The sequence below is a fragment of the Kitasatospora sp. NPDC059722 genome (assembly GCF_042733235.1).
Taxonomy (GTDB): Bacteria; Actinomycetota; Actinomycetes; order Streptomycetales; family Streptomycetaceae; genus Kitasatospora.
The window spans coordinates 118,480-131,095 of sequence record NZ_JBHWGD010000014.1 but is presented as its reverse complement, the minus strand read 5'-3'; the positions used below and the strand labels follow the sequence as shown (position 1 = coordinate 131,095).

Sequence of the window (12,616 nt, the reverse complement as noted above, 5' to 3'; positions counted from 1 at the left end):
ACCTGTGCGCTCGCGAGACCCGAGGAGGCAACCCCCATGACCGTGGCCGCGACCAACTGGGCCGGGAACATCGGGTTCGGCGCCGAGCGGTTCCACGAGCCGCGCTCCGTGGACGAGTTGCGGCGGATCGTCGCGGGCAGCCGGTCGGTGCGGACCCTCGGGACCGGGCACTCGTTCAACGCGATCGCCGACACCACGGGCGACTTGGTGTCCGTCGCCGGCCTGCCCCGGGTGGTCGACCTGGACGAGCGGGCCGGCACCGTCACGGTGAGCGCCGGGATGCGGTTCGGTGAGCTCGCCGGGGTACTGGACCGGGCGGGATTCGCGCTGCACAACCTCGGGTCGCTGCCGCACATCTCGGTCGCCGGCGCGTGCGCCACCGGAACACACGGCTCGGGGGTCGCCAACGGCTGCCTCGCCACGGCGGTCCGAGCCGTCGAGCTGGTCACGGCGGACGGCGCCCTGGTGACGATCGACCGGGACGCGGCGGAGTTCCTCGGCGCGGTCGTGGCCCTGGGCGCCCTCGGCGCGGTCACCCGGCTGACCCTGGACGTGGTCCCGGCGTTCGAGGTCCGGCAGTGGGTCTACGAGGGGCTGCCGACCGCCGTGCTGCGCGAGCGGTTCGACGAGATCATGGCGGCGGCGTACAGCGTCAGCCTCTTTACGGGCTGGCGGACGGACCGCATCGATCAGATCTGGCTCAAGCGCCGGGGCGGCCCCGACGCCCCCGGGACCTGGCTCGGCGCGGTGCTCGCCGACGGTCCGCGCCATCCCGTGCCGGGGTGTCCGCCCGAACCCTGCACGCCGCAGCTGGGCGTGCCGGGCCGGTGGCACGCCCGGCTCCCCCACTTCCGACCGGACTTCACGCCGAGCAGCGGCGACGAGCTGCAGTCCGAGTACTTCGTCGCCCGCACCGACGCCGTCGCCGCGTTCGACGCGCTGGACGCCGTCAGGGACCGGATCTCACCGGCCCTGCAGATCGGCGAGATCCGCACGGTCGCGGCGGACGCCCTGTGGCTCAGCCCCGCGTACGAACGCGACTGCGTCGCCTACCACTTCACCTGGCACCCCGACGCGCCGGCCGTGGCGGAGGCGGTCAGGACGGTCGAGGAGGCCCTGTCCCCCTTCGCCGCCCGGCCGCACTGGGGCAAGGTCTTCACCACCACGCCCGAGGTGATCCGGGAGTCGTACCCGCGCTGGGACGACTTCCGGACACTGCTCGGCGAGTTCGATCCGGCGGGCACGTTCCGCAACGAGTTCATCGCCCGCCACTTCCATGCCACGTAGCACCTGCGCTCAGGGAGGGCCTTGCGGCGACCGTGCGCGTTAACGCTAACATTTACTTGACGGTTCAACTTCATCGGGATTGACTTGGGCACCTCACGTTTCGGTGCACCGCCGCCCAGCACAGAGGACGCCCAGTTGCCCCCGCACTTCATCCGCTATGGCGAGTCCCAGGCCAATCACGAAGCCCGAACTCCCTTGCCGGAAACACCCGATGTCGTGGTGACCACGCTCGACGCCACCATCGTCCCGGGCGCAGTGATCGGCCGCGGCAGTGAGCGGGCGTACCGCAGGCTCGCCCCGGCGCCCGGTGAACCGCACGTCACGCGAGACGACCTGACCGGGCGCCGGACGGGACCGCTCCTTTCCCTTCTGCGGTTCGTGCACGTCACCGACTACCAGCTCGCGGACATCGCCTCGCCCGGCCGGATCGACTTCGTCCAGCGGTACGCCGCCCGGCGCGGCTGGTCCAGGATGGTACCGGCGTACCGTCCGCAGGAGATCGTCTCCACCCACGCGTTCGAGGCGATGGCCCGCACCGTGGCGAGGTTGGCGAGGGATCCGGGCACGCCCGTCCGGTTCGTGCTCACCACCGGGGACAACACCGACAACGCCCAACGCAACGAGCTCCGTCAGTTCCTGACGCTGATGCACGGCGGCGGGAGCGTGGACCCGACATTCGGCGTCAGCGGGAGCGGCGACACCGCGGCGATCCCGTCGTACACCGTGTCCGGCGACTACTACAACCCGGAGCCGAAGTCGCATGACCGGTACAAACAGAGGTACGGCTTCCCGGACCGGCCGGGCCTGCTGGCCTCGGCGGCCGAGCCGTTCCCCACCCGGGGCTTCGGCGTCGACTGGCTGGCCTGCTTCGGCAACCACGACTGTCTCGCGCAGGGGCGCGCACCGGTCACGCCGGGCTTCCAGGGCGTGCTCACCGGCGACCGACGGCCGGTCGCCGCACCCGCCGCACTGCCCCGGGCGCCGGCCGACGCCTACCTCATGGACCCGGCGGTGCTGGCCGGCGGACCGACGATGACGATCCGGCCGCGAGCGGACCGGCGGATCATCGACAAGACGGAGTACATCCGGGCGCACCTGGACAGTCCCGGCACACCCCGCGGACACGGGTTCGGCGAGTCCGACCTCGCCGAGGGCCGCACCTACTACTGCTACGACGAGGTCCCCGGAGTCCGGGTGATCGTCCTCGACACCACCAACCCCGCCGGCCACGTCACCGGTAGTATCGGACGGCGCCAGCGCGACTGGCTGGAGCAGTGCCTGATCGAGGTGCACTCCTCCCACCGGGACGCGGCCGGCGCCGAGGTCCGCACGGGCTTCCAGGACCGGGTGGTCGTCCTGGCGTCGCACCACGGGCTGGGCGTGCTCGACAACACCACCGAACGGCCGGACGAGGCGGCGCACCCGGATGCGGACCTGCCGCGCGTACTCGGCGGCGAGGTCGAGGCGCTCCTGCACCGCTTCGGCAACGTGGCACTCTGGCTGGCGGGTCACCAGCACCTCAACTCGGTGACGCCCAGGAGGCGTTCGGGTGGCGGCGGCTTCTGGCACGTCATCACGTCCGGCCTGTGCGAGTGGCCGTCCCAGGCGCGGATGCTGGAGCTCCTCGTCGGCACGGACGTCCTGGTGGTCCGCTCCACGATGATCGACCACGCCGCACCGCTCGAACCCGGCGCCGGTCTCGGCCTGTGGGACCTGGCCTCCGCCCATCGCGAGGTCTGCGCCAACGAACCGACCCGCGTCGGTGGTCCGGAGTCGGCGGGCACCGTCCGGGACCGGAACGTCGAGCTCCTCGTCCCGATCCGTCCCGCCCTCTCCGCCACGCTGCGGGCCTGCGGAGCCGGTCGCTGAACGGGAGGACCCCGGCCGGCTCGCGGCCGGGGTCCCCGGGGTCGGGCGGGTCAGCGCTGGAGGGTGAGAAGGCCCGGGCGCCACGGAAGCTGGTCGTAAGGGCCGGTCGCGCTGGGGGACTTGCCCTGGTAGAGGAACTGCAGGTTGCAGGGGTCGATGGTCATGGTCTGGTCGGGGTTGTTGCGGACCAGGTCGCCGTGGCTGATGTCGTTGGTCCAGCCGGCGCCGCTGTTGGCCTTGCCCGCGAAGGGGTTGTTCTCACTCGCGGCCTGCGGGGTCCACGAACCGCTGAGGGTGGTGGCCGTGAACGAGCGGAAGTAGCGCCCGTTCGCCCCCATCGCCTCGACGATCATGAGGTACTGGTTCTGGCCCTGGACCTTGTAGACCTGCGGCGCCTCGAAGAGGTTGCTCTGCGTGTCGCTCATGACCGTCGTGTAGGAGGATCCGAAGTTGCCCGGGAAGTTCCCGATCGGCATGCTCGCCCGGTAGATGCTGCCGTTGTCACCGGCGAAGAACAGGTACATGTTCTGGCCGTCGGCGATCAGGGTCTGATCGATCGGACCGGTGCCGGAGTTGGGGATGCTGCCGGTGAAGAGCGGCTGGGGCGACGACCAGCCGTTGGGGTCGGTCGGGTCGCTCGACGTGCGGTAGATGAACGGCCACGGACCCCACTGGTAGGCGAGCACCCAGATGTTCTTCGGCGCGAAGTAGAACAGCGTGGGAGCCACCGCGGCCTGGCCCATCCCGATCTGGCCGGCCGAGGCCATGTCCGACCAGTTCGCGAAGGGACTGAACATCATCGAGCCGTACGACGAACCCGACACGTTCGACGCGTAGACCAGGTGCTTGCCCTTGTACACGACGTCGGTGAAGTCCTTCACCGACACCCATCCGTTCGCCGGCTGCGCCAACGCGCCCGTCGACGACCAGCGGTACGCCGTCGGCAGGGCGCAGTTGCCGCCCGGCGGGGTCGACGCGGACAGGCCGGTCCAGCTCTGGTTGCCGCCGCCGTTGCAGGTCCAGATCTCCACCGCCGTGCCGTTGGCCGTCCCGGCGCCCGTGACGTCCAGGCACAGCCCCGACTCCACTCCGACCACCGTGCCGTCGGCGTTCACCCGCCACTGCTGGTTCGCGGCGCCGGTACAGGCCCAGATCTGCACCCGGGTGCCGGGCGTGGCGGCGTGGCCCGGGACGTCCAGGCACTTGTCGCCGTACACGGTCAGCCGGCTGCCGGACGTCGACGTCCACAGCTGGTTGGTCCCGTTCGAGCAGTCGTAGATCTGCAGGGACGTGCCGTCACCCCGGCCCGCGTTCTGCACATCGAGACACCGACCGGAACCCGCACCGCGCAAGGCGCCGGTGGTGGCCGCCTGGGCGGTGCCGGCGACGAGCATGGCCGCCAACGCCGCCACGGCCGCGACCACGGCGGTGAGCACCACGGACGGATGCCTGCGGCTGGACCTTCGTCTGCGCATGGGGACCTCCTTTGTCGACGGATGGAGCTGTCACACGGCTGTGCGGGCGAGGTGCAGGGGCCCGGCGGTGGCACGGGCGCGCCCCCGCGGCTCAGATCACCGGAAGTTCCAGTGCTGGTTGGCGCCGCCGTTGGCGTCCCAGATCTGGACGGCGGTGCCGTTGGCGGTCTGACCGGCGGGGATCTCCAGTGCCCGGCCGCTGGCGACGTTGGTCAGGGTGTAGGAACCGTCGCCGTTCTGGCCGGCCCTCCAGTGCTGGTTGGCGCCGCCGTTGGCGTCCCACACCTGCGGCCTCGTCCCGTTGCCCGTCTGGCCGCCCGGCTCGTCCAGGACCCGGCCGCTGGCGACGTTGGTGAAGGTGTAGGAGCCGTCGCCGTTCTGGTCGGCCCTCCACTGCTGGTTGGCGGCGCCGCCGTTGGCGTCCCAGATCTGGAGGGGGGTGCCGTTGCCGTTCTGTCCCGCGGGCTCGTCGAGCACGCGTCCGGCGGCCACGTCGGACAGGCCGTAGGCGGCTCCGGAGGTGATGCCTCCACTGGGTGTGCCGCCGCTGGCGCCGCCCAGGGCGGCGAGCACCGCACCGTAGGCGGACTTCTTGTTGCCGTTGTTGTCGAACAGCAGCGGGTTCTCGCCGGTGCGCCAGGAGTCGCTGTCGCGGATGCCCCACACGGTGATGCCCGTGCAGCGGGCGACGCCGAGGCAGTCCCGGACGGTGTCGGCGTACGCGCCGGCGGGCGCCTGGGCGATGTCGAGTTCGGTGATCTGGACGTCCACGCCGAGCGCGGCGAAGTTGGACAGGGTGGTCCGGAAACTCGGCGGCGGGCCGCCGGCACCGAAGTGGCTCTGGAAGCCGACGCAGTCGATCGGCACGCCGCGGGACTTGAAGTCCCTGACCATCCTGTAGACGCCCTGGGTCTTGGCGTCGGACCAGTTCTCGATGCTGTAGTCGTTGTAGCAGAGCTTGGCCGAGGGGTCGACGTTCCGGGCGGTGCGGAAGGCCTCCTCGATGAAGCCGTCGCCCAGCACGTTCTGGAACACCGAGCCGCGGTGCCGGCCGCTGCCGTCGTCGGCGAAGGCCTCGTTGACCACGTCCCAGGCGTAGATCTTGCCCTTGTAGTGGCTCATCTCGGTGGCGATGTGGTTGTTCATCACGCTGCGCAGGGTGTTGGCGTCGTTGATGGAGCCGACCCAGCCGGGCAGTTGGGAGTGCCAGACCAGGGTGTGCCCGCGCATCTTCTGGCCGTGCGCGGCGGCGTGGCCGACGATCGAGTCGGCGGGGCCGAAGTTGAACGACCCGCGGGAGGGTTCGGTGGTGTCCCACTTCATCTCGTTCTCCGGGGTGATCGTGTTGAACTCCCGGTCGAGGATGGTGGAGTACGCCGGGTCGCCGAGCCTGCCCGCGGCCACCGCCGTGCCGAAGTAGCGGCCGCTGCCGGCCGCCGCCGCACCCAGCGTGGTCGCCCCGGCGCCCTGAGCCGCGGGACTGGCGGCGACGGCCGTGGCCGAGCCGACGACCATGCATGCGGCAGCCGTCAGGACCTTGCGGAGCCGGAGTCTCTTCTTGAGCCGTGGCATGACGGATCGTTCTCCTTGGGTGGGGGATTCTCCTGCACACCGATCGGGAACCGGCGCCTCGTCCGGACCGTCGTGCGAGCGCGCACGTCGGCCGAGCCGGTCCTGCCGGGCACAGCGGGCTGGTGTGTGCCCCGGCGGCCGAGCCCCTGCCCGTTAACGCTAACAATTGGCAGTGGAGACACTCGAACCGCCTGACATGTTCAGGTGAAATCTCCTTCAGTCGCTGCGAGTTGTCAATACTCCGCGCAGCAGCGGACCGGCGGCCACGGTTCGGTCCCACCCCGACTCCGGATAGGCGGCTACTCCTCGTGCGCAGGCGGCAGCCCCTGGGCGGCCCGGGAGCCGGAGGACACATACGGGTCGTCGATCCCTAGCTCCGACCGCCGCCGCGCATCGCCGGCACGGGCAGGTATGCGGCGGCGGGGCCGGGGCAAGACCGGCCCCCGTGAACGAGCCGCACTCATCGGCAGACCGCAGCCTGCGCCGTGGGACTCCTCACCTCAGCAGGAACTTCGCGCGCTTCGGAGCACGTGGCATCCCGGGGTGCCGCTATGTGGTTCGTCCATGTGGTTCGTCAAGGAAATCGGGCTGCGTCCGGAGCCGTGACCAGGCACGATGGCGGGATGCCGGATCTGCTGTGGGATGACGTCAGGAACTTCCTCGACCCTGCCGTGATGGGTGCTCTGCCTGATGTGTTCGTGGAGGGCACCTCGTCGGTGGAGGACTGGCAGGCGGTGTTCGATCTGGTCCAATCGAGTGGCTGGGCATGGGAGTTCCTGGAGGGTGGCGTCGCCGGACCGCTTCCTGCTGCCGTTGAGGTGCTTTCGCGGCCGGCCGGCGCGGACTCGGTCGATCTGCGGGTGTGGCCGGTTCCGGGGGTACTGGCGATCTTCCGCCCGTGGTCCGCCGAGGGGATCGACTTCGATGTCGACCTGCGCGAGTTGCAGGGCCAACACGGGGTGGACGTCCTGTGCGGGCTGCTGGCCACGGTGGGCCGGCGGCTGGGCAGGCCGGTGGCCATGACGGCCGAGGGCGACTACGGACACCCGGTTCTCGGGTTCGACCCCGCCGTGGACCGCGTGGTGTTGATGGCGGACCCGAACTTCCGATGACTGCCGCGGCCGGCCGGGACTCGTCGAGAGTCCCGTCGCCCGGCAGGGCGAAGAAGGCGAACGCGGCCAGGACGAACGCCCGACTCAGCTGCTCCACGCCCCCGCGGAAAGGTTGCTCGCCGGGAGCCCCGTTGCGGGGCCACCAAGAAGGTGGCGGAGGGTCGGGGTCCCCCCGGACCCCGCCGGACGCTGCGCCCATCGGCGCAGGGTCATGCGCGATGTGTGCCCTTGCGACGGGCCCGGGCGCGCAGCGCCAGTACGCCACCGCCGACGGCGAGCAGACCCACGCCGGTGAGCGGGATCAGGTCGTGGGAGCCACTGGCGGCGAGGCCCGCGGGCGGAGCCCCCGCCCGGGGGGGCCGGGGGGGGGGGGGGGTGGGGGGGCCCCCCCCCCCGCTGGGCGCCGGGCGAAGCGACGGCCCCCGCGCCCCGCCACCCCCCCCCCGCCGGTCTCGGTTATCGGGTGGGGGGCGCAACGGGCGGCGCGGCCCGGGGCGGCCCCCCCGGCCGGGCTCGGCCGAGCCGGTGCGGAGGTGCCTGCGGCGCCCCCGGCGTTGCGGCCGGTGCTCCGGCCGACGCCGACGGGCCTGCCGACGGGCCTGCCGACGATCCCGCCGCCGACCCGGCCGGCACGGACGGTGGCACCTGCGCCGCGGCGTTGTCACGCGTGAACGCCAGCGTGCCGAAGCCGAGTTGGTCGAAGCCGCCACTGTTCGGACCGTAGTCGCCACCGCCGCCCTCGGCCCCGACCTTCGCCGCCATGGCGGTGCTGTAGGGCGCGGCGAGGCCGCGGCGGTTGACGTAGTGGTTCCGGATCATCGCCCAGATCGGGCGCAGATCGCCCCGGCCGTCGGCGGAGGGCGCGGTGTCATCCACCGTCTTCGACCAGACGCCGGGTGCGCCCTGCTGGAACGTGAGGCGGGTGAACGGGACGTCCTCGCCGAGGTTGTACTTGGCGACGTACTCGGCGCCCTTGAGGAAGCGGTTGTCGTCCTCGCCGTAGAGATCGATGCCCTGGTTCCAGGCCATCTCGCACAGGGCGCCCATCAGGCCGACGGAGAGCGTGCAGTGCCCCTGGTCGCGGCCGGACTCCTGGAACTGGGCCAGGCCGCCGGGGTGGACGTACGGGATGGCGTGCCGGAGCGAGCCGTTGCCCGCGCCGTTCCGGTAGTACTCGACGGCCTGGTCGACCTTGGCCCGGTCGTCGCACAGGACCCCGGCGGCGAAGACGCAGCAGAGGGCGAGCAGGTCCCAACTGGCGTAGTAGTTGGTGATGAACGCGCCGTTGTGGTGACGGAGGAAGTCGTCGCAGACCGGGTAGAAGACCTGGAGCATCATGGTCTTGAACCGGTCGAGGTCGAACCCGGGGTAGCCGCGCATCAGTTCGGCCGCGTTGGCGAACTGGTAGCCCTGGATGCCGGCGGCGAGGAACCGGTCGGCGCTGCCGGTGACCTGCTTCAGTGTGCCCGACCAGGCGTTGAGGATGTCCCGGGCGGCATCACCGTGGGCCCGGTCGCCACTGACGCGCCAGCGCAGGGCGTTCTGGTAGGCGGCGTGGACGTCGTTGTAGAGGGTCGGGAAGTTCTGGGAGGCGTCGCCTCCCCGGTAGACCACGGCTTGGGGGTTCGCCTTCCAGCCGCTCTGCGCATGCCGGTTGGCCGTCAGCCGCTGCCACCCCGCTAGGTACGGCTGGGCACCGGCGTTGACCTTGGCGGCTATCCGGTCGAGGTCCGCCTGCGCGTGCAGCAGGCCCGGGTGCGCGAACGCGGGGGCGGGGGCCGCCGTGGCACGGGTCATACCGCTCACCGCAGCGGCTCCGGCCGCGAGTCCGACGGTACCGGCGAGCTTCAGCAGGCTGCGGCGGCTCGGACGCTGATTGCTGTGGTACTGAGTCACTGGGGTGTCTCCCGATCATCGACGCTTCTCATCAGGAGACGTCCGGGATTGTGAACGATAACAGAAATCCTCGACGGGTCACCCGCAGGCGCCCGACCACCCCTACGGCCGTGCGGCCAGGGCCAGTTGAGCCGGCCGAACGAGGCCGGGGGCGGGCGAAGGCTCGAAGGCCCCCGCCGTTCCCATCGGCCCCGGACACACGCGACGACACGGCCGCCGGCGGCCGCCGAGCCCGTCAAAGTCAGCAGCGATCGACGGCCATATGGCGCCCCAAATGAGTACGACTCATTTGGATGGCAGCAGCCTTCGCCGAGGGGCCCGCCCAGGCGCCCGCAGGGCGGCTCCCGACATCGCCAGCCCTGCCACCACCTGCGCAATCCCCCCGAAACACAGGGTTCTCGCGACGCCGAGCGTGATACATCCGCGTGTCATCGGTGTTGCGTCGGCGCAAAAATAAGCATGTCAATCGTCTTGACAGAGGCGCCGACCCGCCTCGATAAATGCAACTCATAAGGCAGGACTTGCAGGAGGGACACCCCAGAATGAGACCCCTACGCATCGGCGCCGGGGCGGCCAGGGCCCTCGCGGCGGCACTCGTCGCGTTCGCGGCCGCGCTGCCCGCCCAACCCGCCTACGCGGCCACGACGAACTTCTACGTCGACCCGGTCAACGGCAGTGACGGCAACCCGGGGACCAGCACCGCCTCGGCCTTCAAGACCGTCCAGGCCGCCCAGGCGGCGGTCCGAAATGTTAACGCGAACATGTCCGACGACATCGTCGTGAACCTGCGCAGAGGCACCTACCCCCTCACCGCCCCGGTCACCTTCGGCACCGCGGACTCGGGCACCAACGGGCACACGGTCGTCTACCAGGCGTACAACGGTGAGACGCCCGTGATCACCGGCGGCACGGCGGTCACCGGCTGGGCCCCGGCCGCCAACGGCGAGTACAAGGCGTCCGTGGGCGCGCTCAACTTCCGCCAGCTGTACGTCAACGGGGTCCGCGCCACCCGGGCCCGCTATCCGGACATCGGCTCCGACTTCCAACTGCAGGGCAGCGACAGCGCCAACAAGCTGTTGAAGGTGCTCAGCTCGCAGGTCTCCACCTGGGCCAATCCCAACCAGGTCGAGATGGTGCTGGAGACGCAATGGGGCGAGAGCTACCTGCGGCTGAAGTCGATCAGCTCCGCCAATGGCACCGCCAACATCTCCATCCAGGACCACGAGGCGGGCATCCTGTTCCAGCGCCCGTGGCCGCAGCTCGCCAACGGCTCCCCGCTGCACTTCGAGAACGCCCACGAGTTCCTCAACGAACCGGGCGAGTTCTACGTCGACACGGCCGCGCAGACCGTCTACTACAAGCCCCGCCCCGGCGAGGACATGTCCACGGCCACCGTGCAGGCGCCGACCCTCCAGACGCTCTTCGACATCAAGGGCACCAGCCTCGACGCTCCCGCCCACGACCTGCGCTTCTCCGGGCTCACCTTCGCCCAGACCACCTGGATGGAAGCCAGCAACAACGGCTACCTCAACGCCCAGGGCGGCAACTACAACATCTCGGCCGACACCTCCAACAACCAGTACGTCGGCCGTCCGCCGGCCGGCGTCCAGGCCGCGGACGCCGACCGGGTCTCCTTCACCTACAACACCTTCAAGCAGATGGGCTCCACCGCCCTCGACCTCTCCCACGGCGTCCACGACAGCAGCGCGACCGGCAACTACGTCTACGACATCGCCGGCAACGGGATCATGGTCGGCAAGTTCTCCGACCCGACCGTGGAGTACCACTCCGTCTACAACCCGCCGGCCACGCCGGCCGGTGAGGACGCCCGGGAGGTGGTCAAGAACGTCACCGTCAAGGACAACCTGATCACCCGGATCGGTGAGGACTACCTCGGAACCGCGGGTATCAACGCGGGCTTCGTCAACAGCACCACCATCGACCACAACGACATCTCCGACACTCCGTGGGCCGGCATCTCGCTCGGCTGGGGCTGGCAGTCGGCGGCCAACGCCGAAGGCAACAACAGCATCAGCTTCAACCGGATCGGCAACGTGATGAACCGGCTGTGCGACTCGGCCGGCATCTACCACCTGTCGAACGACCCCGGCACGGTCGTCAACGGCAACTACATCCACGACGTGGTCCGCGGCCCCGCCGCCTGCGGCTCACCCGTGCACGGCCTCTACCTGGACGAGGGGTCGGACAACATGACCGTCTCGAACAACGTGCTGTCGCACACCGACGGGTTCATCAACCAGAACCGCAACGGCTCCAACGTCACCCTCACCAACAACACGACGTCCGGCGACGCGGTGATCAAGGCCTCCGGCCTCGAATCCGGCTACCAGTGGATGACCCTGTTGCCCAACCTCGCCTTCAACAAGTCGACGTCCTCCTCCTCGGTCTTCGGCACCGGCTGGGAGCCCTCGAAGGCCGTCGACAACAATGGCTCGACCGGCTGGTCGCCGACCGGCGGCGACACCTCGGCCTGGTGGCAGGTCGACCTGGGCCAGGCCTACCAGCTCGGCCAGTTCTCGCTGACCACCCGCCAGGACGTCGACCAGGCCGCCACCCGCGGCAACTTCGAGGTCCGGGGCTCCAACGACCCGAACTTCGGCAGCTACACCGTCCTGGGCCGCCAGACGTCCACCCTGCCGTTCGCCTCGACGCTCACCGGCGACATCGACGTCCGCCAGGCGTTCCGCTACGTGCGGGTCGCCAAGACCGACGGCGGGTACTTCTTCATCACGGACTTCAGCGTGCAGCAGGCGAGCGGGTCACCCGCCGCGTCGACCGGCACGCCGACCGTCAGCCCGTCGGCGTTCTACACGATCAAGAACGTCAACAGCGGCCAGGTGCTGGACGTGAGCGGCTGGTCCACCGCCGACGGCGGGGCCGTCGCCCAGTGGCCGAGCACCGGCGGCGCCAACCAGCAGTGGAGCTTCGTACCGGTCAGCGGCCAGCTCTTCGAGATCGTGAACCGGAACAGCGGCAAGGTCCTCGACATCAACGCGGGCAGCCACTGGAGGGGGACCACGCTGCAGCAGTACACGTACGGCGGCGGCAACAACCAGCTCTGGTACTTCGAGCCGACCGGCGGCGGCTACCTCATCCGCAACTACGAGAGCCGGCAGGTCCTGGAGGTGAGCAGCGGATCGACGACCAACGGAGCCGCCGTCGACCAGTGGATGCCCCTGAACCAGTCCAACCAGGCCTGGACGGTCCAGTGACGCGGTGACAGCGTGACGCCCCGCCGGGCACCACGGTAAGGCGGAAGCCCCGCCCCCACAACAAAGTGTGGGGGATCGACCCACGCCGGGCTTGGCGGGTGATCCCCCCCCCCGCGGCCCCGGCGGCCGCGCGGGACTCCCCGACCGACCGGCGCGGCGCCGGCAGCTGGAG

At 70.5% G+C, this 12,616-nt stretch carries 7 protein-coding genes; 4 read left to right on the top strand and 3 right to left on the bottom strand.

What is annotated here, in order from left to right; genetic code table 11:
- The first annotated feature begins 36 nt into the window (after positions 1–36).
- Complete coding sequence (locus ACFV4F_RS12270; RefSeq protein ID WP_380438413.1) at positions 37–1,287, top strand: FAD-binding protein; 1,251 nt, start codon at positions 37–39, stop codon at positions 1,285–1,287.
- A 219-nt stretch (positions 1,288–1,506) separates the two neighbouring features.
- Positions 1,507–3,156, top strand: a complete 1,650-nt coding sequence (locus ACFV4F_RS12265) for a hypothetical protein (RefSeq protein ID WP_380501939.1) — start codon at positions 1,507–1,509, stop codon at positions 3,154–3,156.
- A 50-nt stretch (positions 3,157–3,206) separates the two neighbouring features.
- Here the strand turns inward: ACFV4F_RS12265 and ACFV4F_RS12260 are convergent, their stop codons facing one another.
- Positions 3,207–4,631 carry a non-reducing end alpha-L-arabinofuranosidase family hydrolase gene (locus ACFV4F_RS12260; RefSeq protein ID WP_380501937.1) on the bottom strand — a complete coding sequence of 475 codons (1,425 nt, stop codon included), beginning with the start codon at positions 4,629–4,631 and terminating at the stop codon, positions 3,207–3,209.
- Positions 4,632–4,727: 96 nt separating this feature from the next.
- Positions 4,728–6,203: an endo-1,4-beta-xylanase gene (locus ACFV4F_RS12255; RefSeq protein WP_380501935.1), complete on the bottom strand. Its 1,476-nt coding sequence runs from the start codon at positions 6,201–6,203 to the stop codon at positions 4,728–4,730.
- Between the two features lie 623 nt (positions 6,204–6,826).
- Here ACFV4F_RS12255 and ACFV4F_RS12250 point away from each other — a divergent pair.
- Positions 6,827–7,315, top strand: coding sequence for a hypothetical protein (locus ACFV4F_RS12250; RefSeq protein WP_380501933.1), 489 nt, complete (start codon positions 6,827–6,829; stop codon positions 7,313–7,315).
- Between the two features lie 456 nt (positions 7,316–7,771).
- Here ACFV4F_RS12250 and ACFV4F_RS12245 read toward each other — a convergent pair whose 3' ends face one another.
- Entirely contained in the window at positions 7,772–9,211 is a 1,440-nt protein-coding gene (locus ACFV4F_RS12245; RefSeq protein ID WP_380501931.1) for an alginate lyase family protein, read from the bottom strand.
- 542 nt (positions 9,212–9,753) lie between these two features.
- Between ACFV4F_RS12245 and ACFV4F_RS12240 the strand changes: the two genes are divergently transcribed.
- On the top strand, positions 9,754–12,444 hold the full coding sequence (locus ACFV4F_RS12240) for an RICIN domain-containing protein (RefSeq protein ID WP_380501929.1): 2,691 nt from the start codon (positions 9,754–9,756) through the stop codon (positions 12,442–12,444).
- Positions 12,445–12,616: the final 172 nt, after the last annotated feature.

Coding starts and splice junctions, on each gene's coding strand:
- ACFV4F_RS12270 (WP_380438413.1), top strand. CDS start 37: ATGACCGTGGCCGCGACCAACTGGGCCGGGAACATCGGGTTCGGCGCC.
- ACFV4F_RS12260 (WP_380501937.1), bottom strand. CDS start 4,631: ATGCGCAGACGAAGGTCCAGCCGCAGGCATCCGTCCGTGGTGCTCACC.
- ACFV4F_RS12255 (WP_380501935.1), bottom strand. CDS start 6,203: ATGCCACGGCTCAAGAAGAGACTCCGGCTCCGCAAGGTCCTGACGGCT.
- ACFV4F_RS12250 (WP_380501933.1), top strand. CDS start 6,827: ATGCCGGATCTGCTGTGGGATGACGTCAGGAACTTCCTCGACCCTGCC.
- ACFV4F_RS12240 (WP_380501929.1), top strand. CDS start 9,754: ATGAGACCCCTACGCATCGGCGCCGGGGCGGCCAGGGCCCTCGCGGCG.